Annotated in this window: 16 protein-coding genes and 10 tRNA genes; 1 reads left to right on the top strand and 25 read right to left on the bottom strand. The window is 45.7% G+C overall.

Going from position 1 to position 22,495, the window contains the following annotated elements; genetic code table 11:
• Positions 1–51: 51 nt before the first annotated feature.
• From AB4263_RS19325 to pncC, 21 genes are all read right to left on the bottom strand, one after another.
• Entirely contained in the window at positions 52–2,910 is a 2,859-nt protein-coding gene (locus tag AB4263_RS19325; RefSeq protein WP_017063228.1) for a pitrilysin family protein, read from the bottom strand.
• Positions 2,911–2,919: 9 nt separating this feature from the next.
• Positions 2,920–3,381, bottom strand: coding sequence for a YqaA family protein (locus AB4263_RS19320; RefSeq protein ID WP_017059555.1), 462 nt, complete (start codon positions 3,379–3,381; stop codon positions 2,920–2,922).
• A 6-nt stretch (positions 3,382–3,387) separates the two neighbouring features.
• The gene (locus AB4263_RS19315; RefSeq protein ID WP_102319878.1) at positions 3,388–4,341 is read right to left on the bottom strand and encodes an NADP-dependent oxidoreductase; all 954 of its coding nucleotides are present in this window, start codon (positions 4,339–4,341) and stop codon (positions 3,388–3,390) included.
• Between the two features lie 172 nt (positions 4,342–4,513).
• Positions 4,514–5,644, bottom strand: a complete 1,131-nt coding sequence (locus AB4263_RS19310; RefSeq protein WP_029235759.1) for a sodium ion-translocating decarboxylase subunit beta — start codon at positions 5,642–5,644, stop codon at positions 4,514–4,516.
• Between the two features lie 9 nt (positions 5,645–5,653).
• Positions 5,654–7,429 carry a sodium-extruding oxaloacetate decarboxylase subunit alpha gene (oadA, locus tag AB4263_RS19305; protein ID WP_372098717.1) on the bottom strand — a complete coding sequence of 592 codons (1,776 nt, stop codon included), beginning with the start codon at positions 7,427–7,429 and terminating at the stop codon, positions 5,654–5,656.
• 31 nt (positions 7,430–7,460) lie between these two features.
• A complete protein-coding gene (locus tag AB4263_RS19300) occupies positions 7,461–7,718 on the bottom strand; it encodes an oxaloacetate decarboxylase subunit gamma (RefSeq protein WP_004741884.1) in 258 nt (85 codons plus the stop codon).
• Between the two features lie 375 nt (positions 7,719–8,093).
• Positions 8,094–8,170 (bottom strand) — tRNA-Arg (locus AB4263_RS19295).
• Positions 8,171–8,251: 81 nt separating this feature from the next.
• Positions 8,252–8,328: transfer RNA gene (locus AB4263_RS19290), tRNA-Arg, on the bottom strand.
• Positions 8,329–8,385: 57 nt separating this feature from the next.
• Positions 8,386–8,462 (bottom strand) — tRNA-Arg (locus tag AB4263_RS19285).
• Between the two features lie 58 nt (positions 8,463–8,520).
• A tRNA-Arg gene (locus tag AB4263_RS19280) sits at positions 8,521–8,597 on the bottom strand.
• Positions 8,598–8,679: 82 nt separating this feature from the next.
• Positions 8,680–8,756: transfer RNA gene (locus AB4263_RS19275), tRNA-Arg, on the bottom strand.
• An 80-nt stretch (positions 8,757–8,836) separates the two neighbouring features.
• A tRNA-Arg gene (locus AB4263_RS19270) sits at positions 8,837–8,913 on the bottom strand.
• 67 nt (positions 8,914–8,980) lie between these two features.
• Positions 8,981–9,057 (bottom strand) — tRNA-Arg (locus AB4263_RS19265).
• 89 nt (positions 9,058–9,146) lie between these two features.
• Positions 9,147–9,239: transfer RNA gene (locus AB4263_RS19260), tRNA-Ser, on the bottom strand.
• 44 nt (positions 9,240–9,283) lie between these two features.
• Positions 9,284–9,360: transfer RNA gene (locus AB4263_RS19255), tRNA-Arg, on the bottom strand.
• A gap of 43 nt (positions 9,361–9,403) precedes the next feature.
• Positions 9,404–9,496, bottom strand: a tRNA-Ser gene (locus AB4263_RS19250).
• 474 nt (positions 9,497–9,970) lie between these two features.
• The gene (gene csrA, locus AB4263_RS19245) at positions 9,971–10,168 is read right to left on the bottom strand and encodes a carbon storage regulator CsrA (RefSeq protein WP_102451467.1); all 198 of its coding nucleotides are present in this window, start codon (positions 10,166–10,168) and stop codon (positions 9,971–9,973) included.
• A 92-nt stretch (positions 10,169–10,260) separates the two neighbouring features.
• Positions 10,261–11,442 (bottom strand): aspartate kinase, encoded by a 1,182-nt coding sequence (locus AB4263_RS19240; RefSeq protein WP_081090215.1) that lies wholly within the window; start codon positions 11,440–11,442, stop codon positions 10,261–10,263.
• Positions 11,443–11,662: 220 nt separating this feature from the next.
• Entirely contained in the window at positions 11,663–14,245 is a 2,583-nt protein-coding gene (alaS, locus tag AB4263_RS19235) for an alanine--tRNA ligase (protein WP_372098716.1), read from the bottom strand.
• A 332-nt stretch (positions 14,246–14,577) separates the two neighbouring features.
• Positions 14,578–15,618 (bottom strand): recombinase RecA, encoded by a 1,041-nt coding sequence (gene recA, locus AB4263_RS19230; RefSeq protein ID WP_017056586.1) that lies wholly within the window; start codon positions 15,616–15,618, stop codon positions 14,578–14,580.
• A gap of 139 nt (positions 15,619–15,757) precedes the next feature.
• A complete protein-coding gene (gene pncC, locus AB4263_RS19225) occupies positions 15,758–16,252 on the bottom strand; it encodes a nicotinamide-nucleotide amidase (protein WP_029235458.1) in 495 nt (164 codons plus the stop codon).
• Between the two features lie 124 nt (positions 16,253–16,376).
• On the opposite strand from pncC, the gene mutS reads away from it, so the two are divergent.
• A complete protein-coding gene (mutS, locus tag AB4263_RS19220; protein ID WP_017059026.1) occupies positions 16,377–18,938 on the top strand; it encodes a DNA mismatch repair protein MutS in 2,562 nt (853 codons plus the stop codon).
• A gap of 140 nt (positions 18,939–19,078) precedes the next feature.
• Here the strand turns inward: mutS and rpoS are convergent, their stop codons facing one another.
• The 4 genes from rpoS to surE form a co-directional block, all read right to left on the bottom strand.
• Positions 19,079–20,059, bottom strand: a complete 981-nt coding sequence (rpoS, locus tag AB4263_RS19215) for an RNA polymerase sigma factor RpoS (RefSeq protein WP_017059027.1) — start codon at positions 20,057–20,059, stop codon at positions 19,079–19,081.
• Positions 20,060–20,157: 98 nt separating this feature from the next.
• Positions 20,158–21,072 (bottom strand): murein hydrolase activator NlpD, encoded by a 915-nt coding sequence (gene nlpD, locus AB4263_RS19210; RefSeq protein WP_016790276.1) that lies wholly within the window; start codon positions 21,070–21,072, stop codon positions 20,158–20,160.
• 35 nt (positions 21,073–21,107) lie between these two features.
• Positions 21,108–21,734, bottom strand: a complete 627-nt coding sequence (locus AB4263_RS19205; RefSeq protein ID WP_017633213.1) for a protein-L-isoaspartate(D-aspartate) O-methyltransferase — start codon at positions 21,732–21,734, stop codon at positions 21,108–21,110.
• A complete protein-coding gene (gene surE / locus AB4263_RS19200) occupies positions 21,735–22,478 on the bottom strand; it encodes a 5'/3'-nucleotidase SurE (RefSeq protein ID WP_372098715.1) in 744 nt (247 codons plus the stop codon). It lies immediately after the preceding gene.
• Positions 22,479–22,495: the final 17 nt, after the last annotated feature.

Below are 22,495 nucleotides of genomic sequence, written 5' to 3'. Positions count from 1 at the left end.
TAGGTTGGAGGAGAAAAGTAGAGTCTCTTCCCTCCCCCTTTAATGTGTACTCTAACGAATGATTTCAAGCTCTTCTATTGGAATATCTAACTTTTCTAATTGCGGGCGAAGCGAAGTCGCGTCACCAACAACGATTATTTGATAATCATTCGGGTCAAACCATTTCTTAGATAGCTCGTTTAAGGTCTCTTTTGAAACCGTTTCAACTATCTGATTACGCTGTTGTAGGTAATCTTCATCAAGGCTCAATGCAACAATATTACTCAACAACCCCGCCTTTTGACTTGGCGTTTCGTATTTAAGTGCATCTTGTTGACCGACGGCAAGGCGCATAAATTTCACCTCTTCGTCAGTTAATCCACTTTGGCTAAACTCATTCAGCTCATTAATAAACTCTTGAATCGATGGAACCGTCGCATTCGCCCTTACCTGCGCGCTAAATACCACTGCGCCAGTTTCACGAGTACTTGCGAAGTAACCGCTTGCACCGTAAGTGTAGGCTTTGTCTTCACGTAGGTTCTGGTTGATACGGCTATTGAAGTTGCCCGCTAAGTTAAAGTTAGCTAACTGGCTCAAATACAATTCACCCGTTGCATCAAACGGCAGGCCTTTACGAACCAAGCGAACAATGCTTTGCGGCGCACCCGGTTTATCGACTAAGTACAGGTGCTGACCAGAAAGCTCTTTGACGATCTGTGGACGCGTTAATGGTGCCGCATCGCCTTGCCACTCTTCAAAGAATTGTAGCTGTTTCCCTACCTCTTTCTTCGAGATGTCTCCCACAACAACAATATTGGCACCTTCTGGTGTGTAATGTTGCGCATAGAATTTTTTCACATCGTCTAAGGTCAATTTCGATAGAGATTCCTTAGTACCATCACTTGCACGAGCAAAAACAGTGTCACCAAACAGCACTTCACGGGTTGCTTGAGAAGCCATCCAGCTTGGCTGCTGATGCTGATACACAACGCCTTCTAGCATCTGTTTCTTAACGCGCTCAAAATCTTGCTCATCGAACTTAGGATCGAATAGAACCTCTTGCACAATCGCTAAGGTTTGAGGCAAGTTTTTCTCTAGCGTCGAGACTGAAATATCTGTGGTGTAGCTGCCCGCACTAATGCTCACGCTGCTACCAAGTTTATCTAAGGTCGCTTGTAACTCTTCAACGGTTCGTTTAGTTGAGCCTTCTTCCATCATCGAAGCCGTTAGGTTCGCTAGGCCTTCTTGCCCTTTGCGAACATAGCGTTCGCCTGCAGGCAATTGAATTTGCAGCTGTACTGTCGGAGTTTCACTGGTCACGGTACCAATTAAGTCAGTGCCATTTGCAAAGTGCATGCGGTACAACTCAGGCATGGTCGCCTCAACACCAAAGTTCACTTCTGGCATCACACTGCGATCAAAGGTATCCGGTGCCTTTCTGAAATCCAGTTGATCTTCCGTCACCTTGCTGTATTCCGGCAACGTACGTGGTGGCGTGGTAAAGGTCGCTTCACGAACCGCCAAATCGAGCTTTTTCTTAGGAACCACACTCAAGGTAACCTTGTGCTTACCTTCGATGAAATCTTGGTATGCCTTGCTCACGCTCTCAGGCGTCACCGCTCGGATTTGATCGAGTTGTGATTCAATGCGATCAGGCTGACCATAGAAGGTTTGGTTCGACGCGAGTTGCGACACCTTACCTTTAACGCTTTGCAATGCAAAAACAGCATTCGCTTCGGCCATGCCAGTGATCTGGTCTAAACGCTCTTGCTCAACGCCCTCTTTCGAGAATTGCTCCAGGGTATCCATCAGCTCTTTATTGAGAACCGTCAAATCGCCTTTTTCACCTGAGTTGCCCATTGCATACACGTACATGGTACAAGCAAGCTCAGCACAATCATGGAAAGAGCCAGCGCTGACGGCCTTCTGCGTTTTTACGAGGTTTTGATATAGGTAACTGTTGGTACCTGAACCTAACACGTTAGACAATGCATTCAGTGAAGCTTGCGTCTCTTCACCGCGATACGTTGTTGGCCACCCCACCAGCACCATCGGCTGACGAATATTGTCTTCTAAGGTGATGTATTTATCTTCTGTTAGAACAGCAGGTTGCTTCTCTGCCGCCTTCACTTCAGGGCCTTGAGGAATTGAACCAAAGTACTTGTTAACCCATTCTAGCGTGTCATCAACGTCGATATCACCACCAATCGTTAACACGGCATTGTTTGGGCCGTACCAACGCAGGAAGAACGCTTTAAGATCATTCACGTCAACACGGTCAAGATCTTCAACATAGCCGATTGGTTGCCAAGAGTAAGGGTGACCTTCAGGGTAAAGCGCTTCGCCCATGCGTTCCCACATCAAGCCGTAAGGACGATTTTCGTAGCTCTGCGCTCGCTCGTTCTTGACCGTGCCTCTTTGAACCTCAAATTTCTTCTGAGAAACAGCATCCAACAAGAAGCCCATTCGGTCTGATTCTAACCACAACATTTTCTCAAGTTGGTTAGAAGGAACAGTTTCAAAATAGTTGGTGCGGTCACGGTTGGTCGTGCCGTTTAACGAACCACCCGCTTCGGTAATGATCTTAAAGTGCTGTTGGTCACCAACGTTCTCAGAACCCTGGAACATCATGTGCTCAAAGAAGTGAGCAAAGCCCGACTTGCCAATCTCTTCACGTGCTGAGCCGACATGATAAGTTACATCAACATGCACCAACGGATCGGAATCATCAGGGGAAAGAATAACTGTCAGACCGTTTTCAAGCTGATACTTGGTGTAAGGAATCACTACTTTATCTTTAGAGGGCTTAACCTCTTCTAACAGAGTGACACCTTCAGGTAACGAGGAAAAGAAGGGCGTTGAGCTAGGTACATTGTAAGAACAGCCAGCAATGGCGATAAGAGAAAATGTACCAAGTAAAACCTTTTTCATAGGTTCTCCTTAGAAAAAACCGAAGTAGATAGCAGCAAGTAAGCTATAGCGAGCGGCTTTGCCAATCGCTATCAAAATAACGCTAGGGATGAATTTCATTCTTAGCCAACCCGCAGCGAGACACAAAGGGTCACCAATGATCGGTAACCAACTAAATAACAGTGTCCAGTAGCCATAGCGACTCAGCCAAGCCATAGCCTTATGACCATGCTTTTCAGATTGAGTTCGATTAGGCAACCACAAACCAATCCAATAGTTAGTCAGGCCGCCTAAGGTATTGCCTAATGTCGCCACTAGAATGATCGATGAGGTTGAAAACTGATCTAAGCTCAATGCAGCCACAAGGCTAGCTTCTGAACCACCGGGGAGTAACGTGGCACTCAAGAAGCCACTAATGAAGAGTACCCACAGCGCCGAGTCCGAGAACCACAGCGCGATATTTTCAAAAAGGGAGTTAAAAAATTCTAACACTGCCTATCAACTTTCTTGCATTTTAAGTAGCACCTTGCCTCTGGTGTGTCCGGTTTCAACCTGCAGGTGCGCCGACTGCGCCTCGTCTAATTGGTAGATACCTTGAATTTCTGTTTTGAGTAATCCGACACTGACCATGTAAAGCATAGTGTCCATTTGCTCAGGGCTTGGTTCAACCAGCATGCCTGATGCAGTAAAACCTAATAGTGTGGCTTTTTCGCAGATAAGTTCTGCAGATAGAGTCGGCACAGTCACGACTCGCGCGTCATCTTTTAGGCACTTCAATGCATCAAGCGCGGTATCGCCGCCGACCAAGTCAATCAACACATCGACATCAGATACTCTTTCTGATGCTGGTGCAAACTTATAGTTAATCGCGTGAGCACCTAGCGTCGCAAGGTAATCAAGGTTGGCTTCGCTGCAGGTTGTGTAAACCTCTGCTTTTGCTGCCACTGCAATTTGAACCGCAAGGTGACCAACGCCGCCCGCGCCCGCCAAGATAAGCACGCGGTCGCCTTCTTTCACTTCGGCTTTGTTGAGCGCTTGTGCCGCTGTTTGACTCGCGAGTGGTAATGCAGCTGCCGCTTCTAGAGTGACAGAATCAGGAACCATACTTAATGCAGCTTCTGGAACACACACATATTGGCTGTAACCGCCACCTTGCAGTGGAAAACCAATAAAGCCAGCTACGTTATCACCAACAGTAAAGCGTTCAGCCTGTTCGCCTAGCGAGACAATTTGCCCTGAAATATCGTAGCCAGGTACCCAAGGTAGGTTATCTTTGTTTTGTGCTGCCGCCCAACCAAGGCCCGCTCGGGTTTTGACATCAATCGGATTAATGCCTGAAAAGGAAACTTTAACCACCACTTCTCCAGCCTTAGGCTCAGGGATCGCACTGGTTTGAATACTTAGATTTTCGACGCCGCCGAATTGAGTAATCGCAATCTGTTTATTTTCCATTTCCACATTTCCTTGATTGATAAAAGCCCTAGTGAGCAAGCACCCTAATTAATAAAAAGAAAGGGATGCGAAAGCATCCCTTTGACTATAAACCATTTAATAAGGCTAAGTTAACCGCTCATTCGTAAATTGACGACCAATTAACGTAACGATACATGACCCAGCAAATCCACTAGCCCACGAGAGCTAATAGAATACCCGCCGCAACCGCACTACCAAGTACACCGGCTACGTTCGGGCCCATTGCATGCATCAACAAGAAGTTCTGAGGGTTTGCCTCAAGACCAACCTTGTTCACAACACGTGCCGCCATTGGAACCGCTGATACGCCAGCTGCGCCAATCAGTGGGTTGATGTCCTCTTTCGAGAATCGGTTCAACACCTTAGCCATCAATACACCACCCGCCGTACCGATACTGAACGCGACCGCACCTAAACCTAGAATACCCAATGTTTCTAAGTTCAAGAACTTATCCGCTTGAAGCTTAGAACCAACCCCTAGACCTAGGAAAATAGTTACAACGTTAATCAGTTCGTTTTGAGCTGTTTTTGAAAGGCGATCAACCACACCCGCTTCACGCATTAAGTTACCCAAACAGAACATACCAACTAGAGGTGTTGCTGAAGGTAGGAACAAAATCGTCATCAGTAGTACAGCAAGCGGGAAAAGAATCTTCTCGGCTTTGCTAACGTGACGAAGTTGAGCCATCTTAATTTTGCGCTCTTCAGGAGACGTTAACGCTTTCATGATTGGTGGCTGAATGATCGGAACCAAAGCCATGTAGCTATAAGCCGCTACTGCAATGGCACCTAAAAGATCCGGAGATAACTTACTCGCCAAGAAGATCGCAGTTGGGCCATCGGCACCACCAATGATCGCAATTGACGAAGCATCGGCCATCGAGAACTCCATTCCTGGAACGTAGTTCAGCAAGATCGCGCCAAATAGCGTCGCGAAGATACCAAACTGAGCCGCAGCCCCTAGCCACAACGTTTTAGGGTTCGCAATCAACGCACCGAAGTCCGTCATCGCACCAACACCCATAAAGATCAGCAGTGGGAAAATACCTGTCTCAATACCAATGTAGTAGACGTAGTAGAGCAAACCACCTGGATCAGTAAACCCAGCATTTGGAATGTTTGCTAATACAGCACCAAAACCAATAGGCAGTAGAAGTAACGGTTCAAATCCTTTACGAATTGCCAAAAACAACAGTAAGCAACCAACCAGCATCATACAGATCTGGCCGAACTCAAAGTTCGCAATCCCTGTTTCAGACCATAAGGTCATCAATCCTTCCATGGTACTCCCTTACGCTAAGCTTAGTAGTGGAGCGCCTACAGTAACTGCATCGCCTTCTTTAACATTCAATTCTTGAACGATACCACCACGAGCAGCACGAACTTCCGTTTCCATCTTCATCGCTTCTAGGATTAGTAGAACGTCGCCTTCAGAAACCTCAGTACCCGCCTGAACGTTTACTTTAAAGATGTTACCCGCCAATGGAGCTGGAACCGCTTCAGCGTCAGACGCTGCTACTGGTGCAGCCTGAGCAGGTTTTGCAGATGACGCCACCGATGTCAGTTCACCTTGTGGGCCAACTTCAACATCGTAAACTTGACCATCAACCTTCACGCTGTAGCTTTCAATACCACCAGAAGCTTGTACAGGAGCTGCAGCAACTGGAGCCGCAACGTCTAGCGTTGGTGCAGGTTCAAATGCTTCAGGATTACGACGGTTCTTAAGGAACTTAAGACCCACTTGTGGGAAGAGCGCGTAAGTCAGTACATCATCAACCGTATCTTCAGCTAGAGAGATACCCTCTGATTTCGCTTTCTCTAACAGATCCGTCGTTAACGTATCCATTTCAGACTTAAGTAAATCAGCAGGACGACAAGTAATCGGCTCTGCACCGTCTAGAACTTTCGCTTGCAGTTCAGCATCCACTTCAGCAGGAGCTTGACCGTATTCACCTTTCAGTAGACCAGCAGTCTCTTTCGTGATGCTCTTATAGCGTTCGCCCGTTAAGACGTTAATAACCGCTTGAGTACCGACAATCTGAGAAGTTGGTGTTACTAAAGGAATGTAACCAAGCTCTTTACGTACGCGTGGGATCTCTTCTAGAACTTCATCCATGCGATCGGCGGCGCCTTGCTCTTTAAGCTGGCCTTCCATGTTAGTTAACATTCCGCCAGGAACTTGAGCGATTAAGATGCGAGAATCGACACCTTTTAGCTGACCTTCCCATTTCGCGTACTTTTTACGTACATCACGGAAGTAAGCCGCGATGGGTTCGATTTGGTCTAGTTTAAGATTCGTGTCGCGCTCTGTACCTTCTAACATCGCAACAACCGTTTCGGTTGGCGTATGACCGTAAGTACAGCTCATTGAAGAAATAGCGGTATCTAGAATGTCGATACCCGCTTCAACGGCTTTAACCGCTGTTGCAGTCGATAGACCAGTTGTCGCGTGGCTATGCAGTGCTAGAGGAACGTCACACGATGCTTTGATACGTGTAATCAGCTCTTCTGCTTCATACGGCTTTAATAAACCTGACATATCTTTGATACATAGTGAGTGACAACCTAGGTCCTCTAGGCGCTTAGCCAAATCAACCCAAGTATCTGAATTGTGGACCGGACTGGTTGTGTAAGACAACGTACCTTGAGCGTGGCCACCAACGTCGATCGTTGCTTTCACTGCTTTTTCAAAGTTACGCACGTCATTCATCGCATCAAAGATACGGAATACGTCCATGCCGTTTTTATGGGCACGTTCAACAAATTTTTCTACTACATCATCCGCGTAGTGACGGTAGCCCAATAGGTTTTGACCACGCAGTAGCATCTGCATTGGTGTGTTTGGCATCGCTTTTTTCAGCTCACGCAAACGCTCCCATGGATCCTCGCCAAGAAAACGGATACACGAATCAAACGTCGCGCCGCCCCAAGTCTCAAGTGACCAGTAACCGACTTTATCCAGTTCTGCCGCAATTGGCAGCATATCTTCGATACGCATACGAGTAGCAAATAGTGACTGGTGCGCGTCACGAAGTACCACATCTGTTATAGCTAGTGGTTTAGACATGCTCATAAACTCCTTTTTAATCCTTTAAATGCTACTTAGCAGTAGACGCACGGTATTGATGAACCGCGGCCGAAATTGCTGCCACTACCTGTGGGCTAACAGCTGAAGGGTTTGATTGTGATTTTTGAATTTTTTTAGGTGCTGCGATCGGCTCTGGTACTTCTTCTGGTACCAGTTTTGACATCAACCGAACGAGGTAAACTAGAATAGTTAGGAAAATAAAGACAACGGACATCCCCGTTATCATTAGAGTCGCCGCATCTCCTAGCAGGCTTCCAATATTAGTCATGTTGCTTCCTTTCTTCGTCATCCTGACATACGTACAGGATTTCAGCGAATAGTGATCCCGACCCATGGATTATCTCGATTGGTAAAAGTTTGTCAATTTTGTTTAAGGTTCTGTTACGGATAACGCACACATAAGGTTAATTATTCGCCTATCAGATCACATAAATCTGTCAAATACGTCATTTTTAGATATTTAAACTGTGACTTAAACGGGGCTTTTCTGGGAATTGATATGAGAAAGGTGGAATAACAAAGAAGCAATCAAGAACTACTTTAAATACAACAAGTTAAACAACGAACAAATTTAACATTGTCGCAACAATTTTACAGCAAGCATAAAAAAAGCCTCGTATAAACGAGGCTTTTTCTAATAATGTGGCGCGCTCTGGAGGATTCGAACCTCCGACCGCCTGGTTCGTAGCCAGGTACTCTATCCAGCTGAGCTAAGAGCGCACGGTTTTAATATCAATTCATTGTTACTAACAACAGATCAATATAAGGATTTCATTCTTATAAGAAAAAAGCCCTAAATAGTGGCGCGTCCTGGAGGATTCGAACCTCCGACCGCCTGGTTCGTAGCCAGGTACTCTATCCAGCTGAGCTAAGGACGCACGGTTTTCGATATCAGTATTTCCAATATCAGGAGTTCACAAGGAAACCCTAAAGAGTGGCGCGTCCTGGAGGATTCGAACCTCCGACCGCCTGGTTCGTAGCCAGGTACTCTATCCAGCTGAGCTAAGGACGCGCAGTTTTCGATATCGGTATTCCCAATATCAGGGGTTCATAAAAGAAACCCTAAATAGTGGCGCGCTCTGGAGGATTCGAACCTCCGACCGCCTGGTTCGTAGCCAGGTACTCTATCCAGCTGAGCTAAGAGCGCACGGTTTTAGTATCAATTCGTTGTAAACAACAACAACTCAATACAAGGATTTCTGTTCTTATAAGAAAGAAGCCCTAAATAGTGGCGCGTCCTGGAGGATTCGAACCTCCGACCGCCTGGTTCGTAGCCAGGTACTCTATCCAGCTGAGCTAAGGACGCACGGTTTTTGATATTAATTCTCGACGAACGATTTATCAATATCAGGATTCACATTCTTATAAGAACTAAACCCTAAATAGTGGCGCGCTCTGGAGGATTCGAACCTCCGACCGCCTGGTTCGTAGCCAGGTACTCTATCCAGCTGAGCTAAGAGCGCACGGTTTTAGTATCAACTTAGTCAATACAAGGACTTTCATTCTTAAAAGAAATAAACCCTTAAATAGTGGCGCGTCCTGGAGGATTCGAACCTCCGACCGCCTGGTTCGTAGCCAGGTACTCTATCCAGCTGAGCTAAGGACGCACGGTGTTCATTCATTAAGAATGAAGTTGTGAAATATATCACATTCTTCTTGCTACGAAGAAAAAAAAAGGCCATCGGCCTGTAATGAATGGCGGTGAGGGAGGGATTCGAACCCTCGATGCAGCTACAAACCACATACTCCCTTAGCAGGGGAGCGCCTTCGGCCACTCGGCCACCTCACCTAATTCATTATTCTCAAATCACTTACAAGTAAGAGAAGAGAGAATGGCGCGTCCTGGAGGATTCGAACCTCCGACCGCCTGGTTCGTAGCCAGGTACTCTATCCAGCTGAGCTAAGGACGCACATTTACATTGTCTAAATTGCTAATTTTAGACTCGCAAGAAATGGCGGTGAGGGAGGGATTCGAACCCTCGATGCAGCTACAAACCACATACTCCCTTAGCAGGGGAGCGCCTTCGGCCTCTCGGCCACCTCACCGTCTTGCGGAGGCACATATTACGTTTTACCGAAAATATGTCAAACACTTTATTGAAAAAAATTGGACAAAAACACTCAACCGTTTGCTATTTAATCAAAGCGCTTGCAAATTGAACTTATAAGATTCAAATCGCGCTTTTTCCCTTAAAAATTAAGGTGAAAGATTGGCAATAATAAACAGCCGAAAACAATTATCTAATTTCTCCAGCAGCAAGTGCTACCGCTGATGGCACAATACTACGGGATGCGTATTTTCGCCATAGGGGAAGCGAATAAATCTTGAGTTTTGCCAAACAAAATACAGAGCAACAGTTCTGTTCAATCTTGTCTGTATCTCGCAGCATCACAAAGCATTCACTTCACCACTTTGAGACCGATCCGTTATCCAACCCATCTATGTCCCAATCAGTGTTTCGGTTCCCCAAGATCAAAAAAGGCTAGCAACAATGCTAGCCTCTTCTCTACGCAAAAGTATTAGTAGTTGCCAGCTGCAACGTTACCATTACCTTTTTCAGCTTGAATGCGCATGTAGATCTCTTCACGGTGAACAGATACTTCTTTAGGTGCGTTAACACCGATACGTACTTGGTTACCTTTAACACCTAGTACAGTAACTGTTACTTCATCACCAATCATCAGTGTTTCGCCAACGCGGCGAGTCAAAATTAGCATTCTTTGCTCCTTGAGTAATCTCTAAATTTATCTAGCTACGAGAGCATTATCCAACAAAAGTTATATTTTCGTAAACTATCGATTGAGTTTATTTAACCAAAATGCACTTCTTTTTTAGGATAACCCTGTGTTTCACGCGCTACGATGTATGCATTGTGTAATATGTTAGCAGCCATATCGACTTGCGTTGGTGATATCACCAAAGTTAAAGACTGCTGCTGCAATAAGTGATGCTGTACATCAATTTCGCCTTCAGACAACAATCCATGTGAACTGACCACAATTTCTTGTGTTCGGCTTCCTACCACAGTTAACAAACTAACCTGTTCACTATTACGGATTTTCTCAGCAAAAACTAGTTTTAATTTGGCACTTATGTCTTGTTTAATAATGAGTGCTGCCCGTTCTGTTTCCTCGATCACACTACAGACTTCGATCCCCAACAGTTGGCAATGTGAAATGAAAGACGGTAAATCTTCATTCAAACACTCGATACGCACCATATCTCTTTGGATGGCGATGCCAGCAATATCATTCAAACACTGATTACCCGCGATCAATGTGCCCTCGCCTTGTTCAAAGCTTGAAAGCACTCGCAATGGCACGTTGTGCTGCCATGCATACTGAACACAAGGAAGGTGCAATACCTTAGCGCCTCGGCGAGCCATCTCTTCCATAGAAGGAAAGTCTAAAGTATCTAATTTCTGAGATTGTTTTACGACTCTAGGGTCACAAGAGTAAACACCATCTACATCAGTATAGATCTGGCATTCTTTCGCCTGCAAGGCACCTGCAAGCGCGACCGCTGTAGTATCTGAACCACCGCGGCCTAATGTCGTGATATCACCTTTCGCATTGAATCCTTGAAAGCCTGCAACAATAACAATCTGGTTGTCATCTAGCAGAGCTTGAATCGGAGCAGTATCAATACGCTCAATCGCTGCATTATTATGATTAGAATCCGTGTGTATCTTGGCTTGATAGCCAGTCATCGATGTCGCTTCATAACCTAACTTGTGTAACGTCATTGCTAACAAGGCCATGGAAACTTGCTCGCCAGCCGTTAACAACACATCCAGTTCTCTAGCGTTTGGTACGCTATCAACTTGCGTGGCTAAATTAACTAACCGATTTGTTTCACCAGACATAGCAGAAACGACAACCACGATCTGGTTCCCTTCATTTTTCGCTTCAATGATTTTTTCTGCTACATGATGGATTCGTTCAATTGAACCCACCGACGTCCCACCAAATTTCTGCACGATAAGAGGCATTTTCACCCGTCCTCACCTTCCCAAGACCAATGTCTATATATGACAAAAAAACACATACTCCGCGTCAGGGCGAAGCAATAAAAAATTAACCAAGGAGTCTAACGCCACCATTAGACTTCTTGGTTAATCTCAATCAAACCTTGTTTAAACACACTTCCAATAGGCAAAATAAAAGATGCCCAATCAACTGATTGGGCATCTTTGTATCAATTACTTAAGCTTAAAGACGCTCTTCTAGCCAAGTACGCACAGATTTAAGCGCTTCTGGCAGTGCTGCAACGTCTGTACCGCCCGCTTGAGCCATATCTGGACGACCGCCGCCTTTACCGCCAACTTGCTCAGCAACCATCTTGACGAGATCACCCGCTTTTACTTTGCCGATTAGGTCTTTGGTTACACCAGCAATCAAGCCAACTTTACCGTCTGCTACGTTCGCGATCAGGATAATGCCGCTACCTACTTGGTTTTTAGCGTTATCAACCATAGTACGTAGGTTCTTGTTGTCTGCGCCTTCAATTGCAGCAACCAAAACTTTAGTACCAGAGATGTCTTCTACTTTGCCCATGATGTTTGCGCTTTCTGCAGCAGCCATCTTTTCTTTAAGCAGTTGGATTTCTTTCTCTAGCAATTTCGCTTTCTTAGCTGACTCAGCCAGTTTCTCTTCGTAAGCGTTAGCTTGAGCTTCTACTGCATCTAGTGCAGCTTCACCTGTTACCGCTTCAATACGACGAATACCCGCAGCAATACCACCTTCAGAAGTGATCTTGAATAGGCCGATATCACCTGTGTTTGAAGCGTGGATACCACCACAAAGTTCAGTAGAGAAGTCGCCCATAGATAGAACGCGAACTTCATCATCGTACTTCTCGCCAAACAGTGCCATTGCACCTTTTTCTTTCGCTGACTCGATGTCCATGATGTTCGTTTCAATCACATGGTTCTTACGAACTTGTGCGTTAACTAGACGCTCTACTTCTTTAATCTGTGCTGGTGTTACCGCTTCAAGGTTAGAGAAGTCAAAACGTAGGTTGTCTGGCTTAACTAAAGAACCTTTCTGAGCAACGTGCTCACCTAGCACTTCGCGCAATGCAGAGTGAAGTAAGTGAGTGGCAGAGTGGTTTAGTGAGATAGCAGCTCGACGCTCAGCGTCAACCGTTGCTTCTACTTTATCGCCCTTAGCAAATACACCTTCAACTAGCTCACCGTGGTGCGCAAATGCGTTACCTAGCTTCTGAGTGTCTTGTACTTTGAAAAGACCCGACGCTGTTTTTAGTGTACCAGCATCACCACATTGACCGCCTGACTCAGCGTAGAATGGTGTCTCTTCAAGGATGATGATTGCTTTGTCGCCAGCCGATAGTGAAGATACTTCTTCGCCGTCAACGAATAGCGCAGAGATTTCACCAGCACCTTCAGTTGCTGTGTAACCACAGAACTCAGTGTTGGTGTCTACTTTGATTGTCGCGTTGTAATCCGTGCCGAATTGGCCTGCTTCACGTGCACGCTTACGCTGTGCTTCCATCGCCTTCTCAAAGCCTTCTTCATCGATAGTAAAATCGCGTTCGCGAGCTACATCGTTAGTAAGGTCAGCTGGGAAGCCGTATGTATCGTAAAGTTTGAAAACTGTTTCGCCGTCAAGCTCTTTGCCTTCAAGTGCATCTAGTGCGTCATTAAGAATAACCATGCCGCGCTCTAGCGTACGACCAAAGTTCTCTTCCTCAATGCGAAGTACTTTTTCAACCAGCTCTTGCTGTTTCTTAAGTTCATCTGCCGCAGAGCCCATCACTTCAGCCAGTACGCCCACAAGTTTGTGGAAGAACACGCCTTGTGCGCCAAGCTTGTTACCGTGACGAACTGCACGACGGATGATACGACGTAGAACGTAGCCACGACCTTCGTTTGAAGGCATAACACCGTCAGCAATTAGGAATGAACAAGAACGGATGTGGTCAGCAATAACGCGTAGCGATTGGTTAGATAGATCGTCATGACCAACAACTTCCGCAGTCGCTTTGATTAGCTTTTGGAATACATCAATTTCGTAGTTAGAGTGAACGCCCTGCATGATTGCAGAAATACGCTCAATACCCATACCTGTATCTACAGCAGGCTTAGGTAGCGGTTCCATTGTGCCGTCAGCGTGACGGTTGAACTGCATGAATACGTTGTTCCAGATCTCGATGAAACGGTCACCATCTTCTTCAGGTGTACCAGGACGGCCGCCCCAGATGTGCTCACCGTGATCGTAGAAGATTTCAGTACATGGACCACAAGGACCTGTGTCACCCATCGTCCAGAAGTTATCAGACTCGAACTGTTTACCGCCTTCTTTGTCGCCAATGCGAACGATACGGTCAGCAGGAACACCTACTTTCTTGTTCCAGATATCGAATGCTTCATCATCTGTCTCGTATACCGTTACCAGTAGACGATCTTTTGGCAGTTGAAGAGTTTCAGTCAGGAATTCCCAAGCAAATCCAATCGCTTCTTCTTTGAAGTAGTCGCCAAAGCTGAAGTTGCCTAGCATTTCGAAGAACGTGTGGTGACGAGCCGTGAAACCTACGTTTTCAAGGTCATTGTGTTTACCCCCCGCACGTACACAACGCTGAGCCGTAGTTGCTCGAGTGTAGGCACGCTTTTCGGCGCCTAAGAAGCAATCTTTGAATTGGTTCATACCTGCGTTAGTGAATAGCAGGGTTGGATCGTTATGTGGAACTAACGATGAACTGTCTACGATTTGGTGTTCTTTGCTCTCAAAGAACTTAAGGAACGCGTTGCGAACCTCATCAGTGCTCATGTACATGCAGCTCTTCCTGAAAATAGTCGAGTTAGAATTTTGCCGTATTGTAGATCATGGTTAAGGCTTCGACTAGTTTTCTTGTAGAAAAGACACCCTTGGGCAGGATTTTAGTGGGAATTCGATAAAATGAAGAATATTCCACTATATCTTGCCGTGGAAAAGCAGAACTAAATTGACGACCTAGTACCGAAGAAACTCAGTCAACGAGAGAGATTTGACCAAAGACATGCTCGACGGAGCAGATCCAATAAAAAAGCCCCGCATAAAATATGCGAGGCTTTAAATTCTTTCAAAGCGGATGCTTCTTTCAAACATCCACTCTATAAAACGTGAGCTTATAGCTCTTCGTTTTCTTCTTCTTTCTCTACGTCTTTCTCTTCAAGAACAGCAGGAGTCAGTAGTAACTCACGAAGTTTAGTATCGATCTCTAGAGCAACTTCTGGGTTTTCACGTAGGTATTTACCAGCGTTAGCTTTACCTTGGCCGATCTTATCGCCTTTGTAGCTGTACCAAGCGCCTGCTTTTTCTACTAGCTTATTCTTAACACCTAAGTCGATAAGCTCACCTTCGCGGTTGAAGCCTTTACCGTAAAGGATTTGAGTCTCAGCTTGTTTGAATGGTGCAGCAATCTTGTTCTTAACGACCTTGATACGAGTTTCGTTACCAACAACTTCATCACCATCTTTAATCGCACCAGTACGGCGAATATCAAGACGAACAGATGCGTAGAACTTAAGTGCGTTACCACCTGTTGTTGTTTCTGGGTTACCGAACATCACACCAATTTTCATACGAATTTGGTTAATGAAGATAGCCATACAGTTAGACTGCTTAAGGTTACCCGTCAGCTTACGCATTGCTTGAGAAAGCATACGAGCCTGAAGACCCATGTGGCTGTCGCCCATTTCGCCTTCGATTTCTGCTTTTGGTGTTAGGGCTGCTACTGAGTCAATAACAAGAACGTCGATTGCACCTGAACGAGCCAGTGCATCACAGATTTCCAGCGCTTGCTCACCAGTATCTGGTTGAGAAACAAGAAGTGCATCGATATCAACACCAAGCTTTTGAGCGTAGATAGGGTCAAGTGCGTGCTCCGCATCAACGAATGCACACGTCTTTCCCACTTTCTGTGCTGCAGCAATAAGCTCAAGCGTTAGCGTTGTTTTACCTGATGATTCTGGACCGTAAACTTCTACGATACGTCCCATCGGTAGGCCACCAGCACCTAGTGCGATATCTAGAGATAGAGAACCTGTAGAAATAGTTTCTACGTCCATTGTGCGGTTATCACCAAGACGCATGATAGAACCTTTACCAAATTGCTTTTCAATCTGACCAAGGGCTGCGGCTAACGCTTTTTGTTTATTCTCGTCCATTTCTATCTCCACATAATCGGTTGTCTCAACAAGCGATCTAGAATCTATTTCTAACCCACATAGGGGTGACTAATTGGCTTTCATTATACTGTTGATTCATACAGTGTCTATACCTGTGTGAAAATAATTTGTACAAATGTTACTTACCTTCCATTGATAGGTAATCATAAATAACTTGCAGGGCATGGTGCGTGGCTTGTTGGCGTACTTGTGATCTGTCGCCTGTAAATACATGCGTTTCTACTTTATCCCAGCCATTTAGCGCTTTCCACGCGAAGCATACTGTACCAACAGGCTTATCTTCGGTCGCGCCACCTGGGCCAGCGATGCCACTGATTGATACAGAGATCGTCCCGTTTGAATGTTGCAATGCCCCGCTCGCCATTTCTATTACGACAGGCTCACTCACGGCGCCGAACTCCATTAAGGTTTTAAGCTGTACACCGATCATCTCTTGTTTGGCTTCATTGCTGTACGTAACAAAAGCGCGATCAAACCATCCAGAGCTGCCCGCAATATCGGTGACTGCACTCGCGACACCTCCGCCAGTGCAAGATTCAGCCGTCACTAACACGTGTTTGTGTTTAGCGAGTAAATGTCCAAGCTGCTCACTAAGGTCTTGAGTCATCTGCATCATCTGCTTCCCTTTATTTACTGTCATATCATTTGGATTCGCATCTTTTCGCATCAGCCGCTTTTCGCACGAAACGCTTTCACGTATCCTAAGCCGCAATAGAAATAAACGAAAGAAGTTAACTGTGAAAGCCGATCAAAAACATACTCCCATGATGCAGCAGTATCTAAAACTGAAAGCAGAAAACCCAGAAATTCTGCTGTTCTACCGCATGGGCGATTTCTACGAGCTTTTCTACGATGACGCTAAAAAAGCCTCTCAACTCCTCGATATTTCACTGACTAAGCGTGGCTCATCAAATGGTGAACCGATTCCGATGGCAGGTGTTCCATACCATGCGGTTGAAGGATACCTTGCAAAGTTAGTGCAACTTGGTGAGTCCGTAGCAATTTGTGAACAGATTGGTAATCCAGCACTTTCAAAAGGCCCTGTTGAGCGCGCAGTAGTGCGTATCGTGACACCGGGTACCGTAACCGACGAAGCCTTGCTTTCTGAACGCGTTGATAACCTAATTGCAGCCATTTATCACCACAACGGTAAATTCGGTTATGCGACACTTGATATTACCTCTGGCCGATTCCAACTTTGCGAGCCAGAAACAGAAGAAGCGATGGCCGCTGAGCTACAAAGAACCTCTCCGCGTGAGCTGCTGTTCCCTGAAGATTTCGAACCCGTCGATTTAATGGCAAGCCGTAATGGCAACCGCCGCCGCCCTGTATGGGAATTTGAATTAGACACCGCTAAGCAGCAATTGAATAAGCAGTTTGGTACTCGCGATCTGGTTGGCTTTGGCGTAGAAAGCGCGAAACTGGGTCTATGTGCGGCTGGTTGTTTGATCCAATACGTGAAAGATACCCAACGTACTGCCCTCCCTCATATCCGTTCACTCACGATGGATAAACAAGATCACTCGGTGATCCTTGATGCTGCAACTCGTCGTAATTTGGAGATCACGCAAAATCTTGGGGGTGGTACTGATAACACCCTTGCCGAAGTACTTGATCACACTGCGACAGCAATGGGTAGCCGTATGCTTAAGCGTTGGTTACATCAACCAATGCGCAATATATCTGCACTCGATCAGCGCTTAGATGCAATTGGTGAAATGAAAGATTTGGCTCTATTCACAGAACTACAGCCAACCTTAAAACAGATTGGTGATATCGAACGTATTCTCGCTCGATTAGCACTTCGCTCTGCTCGCCCTCGCGATATGGCGCGTCTTCGCCAAGCAATGGAATATTTGCCAGAGCTTGCTGAAACACTGACGCAACTGAAGCACCCATACCTAACTCAACTTGCTCAATATGCTTCTCCTGTGGATGAGGTTTCTGAGCTGCTTGAACGTGCAATCAAAGAGAACCCACCGGTGGTTATCCGTGACGGTGGTGTGATTGCAGAAGGCTACAATGCCGAGTTAGACGAATGGCGCGACCTTGCAGCAGGCGCAACTGAATTTCTTGATAAGCTTGAGCAAGAAGAGCGTGAACGTCATGGCATCGACACGCTAAAAGTTGGCTACAACAATGTACATGGTTTCTTCATTCAAGTAAGCCGTGGGCAAAGCCATCTTGTGCCGCCACACTATGTTCGTCGTCAAACGCTGAAAAATGCTGAGCGTTACATCATTCCTGAGCTAAAAGAGCACGAAGACAAAGTACTTAACTCTAAGTCGAAAGCACTCGCTATCGAGAAACAGCTGTGGGAAGAGTTGTTTGACTTACTACTGCCGTATCTAGAGCGCCTACAAAATATCGCCTCTTCAGTATCTCAGCTTGATGTTCTACAGAACTTGGCTGAGCGTGCAGATACCCTTGATTACTGTCGTCCAACCATGACAGAGTCTGCTGGCGTACAAATTCAGGCCGGTCGTCACCCTGTTGTTGAACAAGTGATGGACGAACCTTTCATTGCTAACCCTATCGACCTGAATGATCAACGTAAGATGCTGATCATCACGGGTCCCAACATGGGTGGTAAATCGACCTACATGCGCCAAACGGCACTCATCGCATTGATGGCTCATATCGGTTGTTATGTTCCTGCAGAAAGCGCAACCATCGGCTCTATCGACCGTATCTTTACGCGTATTGGCGCATCCGATGATTTGGCTTCTGGCCGTTCAACCTTCATGGTTGAGATGACAGAAACCGCAAATATCCTGCACAATGCAACACCAAACAGCCTTGTGCTAATGGATGAAATCGGTCGTGGTACCAGTACTTACGATGGCCTGTCTCTGGCTTGGGCAAGTGCAGAGTGGCTAGCCAATCAAATCAATGCGATGACACTGTTTGCAACGCACTACTTTGAGCTAACTGAACTACCTAACCAACTTCCAACTTTAGCAAACGTACACTTAGATGCGGTTGAGCATGGTGATAGCATTGCCTTTATGCACGCAGTTCAAGAAGGTGCTGCAAGTAAATCTTATGGTCTAGCGGTTGCAGGTTTAGCTGGCGTACCGAAAGCAGTGATCAAGAATGCTCGTGCGAAGCTGACTCAGTTAGAAGCGTTAAGTATGGAGTCGCCAACATCGAAGCCAAGCGGTGTCGATATCGCAAACCAACTGAGCCTGATCCCAGAACCGAGTGAAGTAGAGCAAGCGCTAGCGAATGTTGATCCTGATGATCTAACTCCTCGCCAAGCATTAGAAGAACTTTACCGCTTGAAGAAGCTGCTTTAGTTTCTTACCAAGTAGCTTGTTATGGCCGTACTGCTATTTTGATTAGACGGCATGAAATACCAAAGCCACAAACAAAAAAACGCTGACTTAAAGTCAGCGTTTTTATTTGTCTTCTATTTAGAGAAGCATCATCCGTTCAATTAGTCGTTTTCTACGTTGAACAGGTTTTCCATATTCAGACCTTGCTTGATAAGAATCTCACGTAGACGGCGAAGACCTTCAACTTGGATTTGACGAACACGTTCACGAGTCAGGCTGATTTCGCGGCCCACTTCTTCTAATGTTGACGGTTCATAACCCAGTAGTCCAAAGCGACGCGCAAGCACCTCTTTCTGCTTAGGATTCAGCTCATCAAGCCAGAAAATCAACGAGTTCTTGATATCGCTATCTTGAGTTGAAACCTCAGGATCTGAATTATTGATGTCTGGAATAATATCCAACAGCGCTTTCTCACCGTCACCACCAATTGGCGTATCAACAGAGCTCACTCTTTCGTTTAGACGAAGCATCTTGCTCACATCACCAACCGGCTTATCTAACTTAGAAGCAATTTCTTCTGCCGTTGGTTCATGGTCAAGCTTTTGTGATAGCTCTCTTGCAGTACGTAGGTAGATGTTCAGCTCTTTCACAACATGGATTGGCAAACGGATAGTGCGAGTCTGATTCATTAACGCACGTTCAATGGTTTGACGAATCCACCATGTCGCGTAAGTTGAGAAGCGGAAGCCACGCTCTGGATCAAACTTCTCTACGGCGCGAATCAAACCTAGGTTGCCTTCTTCGATTAGATCGAGAAGTGCAAGGCCGCGGTTGCTATAACGACGTGAAATTTTTACCACTAAACGCAGGTTACTTTCGATCATGCGTTTACGTGCTGCTTCATCACCGCGTAGAGCTCGACGTGCATATAGCACTTCTTCTTCAGCGGTTAGTAGTGGTGAGAAACCAATTTCGCCTAAGTAGAGTTGAGTGGCATCTAAACTTTTAGACGTAACTTCAACTTCTTCTTTCGCTTCGGTTTTCTTAGTGACTGTTCGTTTTGCTTTTCCAAGAGCTTCCGGTTCCGTGGTTGCTTGGTCAAGATCGAACTCTTCTTTGGTTACTGCATTGCTTATACTCATAACGCCTCCCCCTGGCGAAATTAGCATGACATCACAACTTTATATGTCGCTAAATGACTATGTCACTCCATACAATATGTATTATTTGCATATTGTATTTAAGGCAAATATCGTTTTGGATTAACGGACTTACCTTGGTAACGAATCTCAAAGTGCAGCCTAACACTGCTGGCTCCAGAGCTTCCCATTGTTGCAATCTTCTGCCCTGGTTTCACACTTTGCCCTTCAGATACTAATAGTCGGTCGTTATGCGCGTATGCACTTAAGTAATTATCATTATGCTTCACAATCACTAGATTGCCGTAGCCTCGTAATGCATTACCCGAATAAACAACCGTTCCCCCTGCAGTAGATACTATTGGCTGACCTCGCTGTCCTGCTATGTCTATGCCTTTATTTCCTTGTTCGCCTACAGAGAAATTCTTGATTACTCTCCCTTTAGTTGGCCATAACCATTTGGATACTTTATCACTTGTTGGTTTGGTGGACGGTGTAACATTCTGTTTACCTTTAGAACCAACATACTCCTTTGATTTGGATTGTTCAACCTTCTTTGGTGGATCTTTTTTAACCACTTTAGTCGTAGTTTGAGTTGGCGCAGGTTTAGAGTTTTTACTCTTTTTAGGCGTAGTTTTAGGGGTACTTGCTGTCGATGACGTAGTGGATGCCGCGACAGGCGCAGCAACTGCTGCAACCGCCACTGTTGATTTACCATACGCTGGTGCGCTGTAGCTCGGGCGCCACAACTTAAGCTTCTGCCCTGGGTGGATTGTATAAGGAGCAGAGAGCTTGTTATAACTAACTAAATCGTTAACGTCTTTGTTCGTCACATAAGCAATAAAATAAAGCGTATCGCCTTTTTTCACTTCGTAGTAACTACCGCGATAGCTGCCACGATCAATCGAAGAGTATTTTTTATTTAAGCTTGAAACTGGCGCAGGCGAATTCGCTGCACACCCAACAAGGGCACAGCTAAGTAGTAAAGCACTTACTTTTAACAACTTCGAACGCATCGACTCTCTACCCACCTACACCATTAGTCTTGTTATTAAGCTAGTTCACCGGGAACAAGAGGTACAAATCTCACCATTTCGATAACACTCGACAAAAATTCATCGCCGTGACGAACGATCTTCAACAGTTGTTGTTCATCATCCCCAACAGGAATCAGTAAACGACCACCATCTTTCAGCTGTTGCAGAAGCGCTTGAGGAATCGACTCTGCAGCAGCGGTAACAATAATCGCATCAAAAGGCGCCTTTGAAGACCACCCTTGCCAACCATCACCATGCTTAGTTGAAATATTGTAGAAATCGAGTTGCTTCAACCTACGCTTAGCATCCCATTGTAGCGACTTTATTCTTTCAACCGAATAGACATGATCAACAAGCTGAGCCAATACTGCGGTTTGGTAACCAGAACCCGTTCCAATCTCCAAAACGCGGCTATCTTGTTGTAACTCAAGTAACTCTGTCATTTTAGCAACAATATATGGTTGCGAGATGGTTTGCCCCTGTCCGATCGGCAGCGCATTATTATCATAAGCTTGATGGTACATCGCCTGTGATAAAAAGCTCTCTCTCGGCAGTTGGTAAATCGCATCAAGAACCTTTTGGTCTCGGATACCATTTTCAATCAGAAAAGTAACTAAGCGCTCGGCTTGTGGATTGCTCACTTACTTCTCCCCTAACCATGTTGTCATCGCACCTAACGACTCGTGCGCCGTCAGATCAACTTGTAACGGTGTTACCGATACAAAGCCATGTTCGATTGCGTAAAAATCGGTACCTTCACCGGCATCTTGCTCTTTACCCGGAGGGCCAAGCCAATAGATATCGTGACCACGCGGGTCTTTTTGCTTGATCATATCTTCAGCGTGATGACGAGCACCTAAGCGCGTCACCTGAGTACCAGACAATTGTTCTAAGGCTAAATCAGGAACGTTTACGTTCAACAAGCGGTTGGTCGGGATTGGGTTTGCTAAATGTTGTTCGACAATACGACGAGCAATCGCTGCCGCTGTCTTAAAATGTTTTTTTCCCACCAGAGAAAACGCTACCGATTGAACGCCTAGAAAATGCCCTTCCATTGCTGCAGCCACCGTGCCGGAATAAAGCACGTCATCACCCAGGTTAGCACCGTGATTAATGCCCGTTAATACCAGATCAGGCATGTCATTCTTTAGCAGTTCGTTTAACGCAAAATGCACACAGTCGGTCGGTGTTCCTTGTACCGAATAGGTATTTTCAGTAATCTCTTGAACACGCAGAGGCTGTTCTAAAGTTAATGAATTTGACGCACCCGAGCGATTACGGTCAGGGGCAACAATGATAACGTCAGCAAGATCACGTAGCTCATTTGCCAGCTCATGAATACCTTGAGCGTGCACACCATCATCATTGCTGAGTAAAATCTTCATCTTGTATCCTTTCTTTT

This window comes from Vibrio sp. 10N.261.55.C5 (assembly GCF_041470505.1).
In the GTDB taxonomy this organism is placed as follows: Bacteria; Pseudomonadota; Gammaproteobacteria; order Enterobacterales; family Vibrionaceae; genus Vibrio; species Vibrio crassostreae_C.
This window is presented reverse-complemented; position numbering and strand designations above follow the sequence as displayed.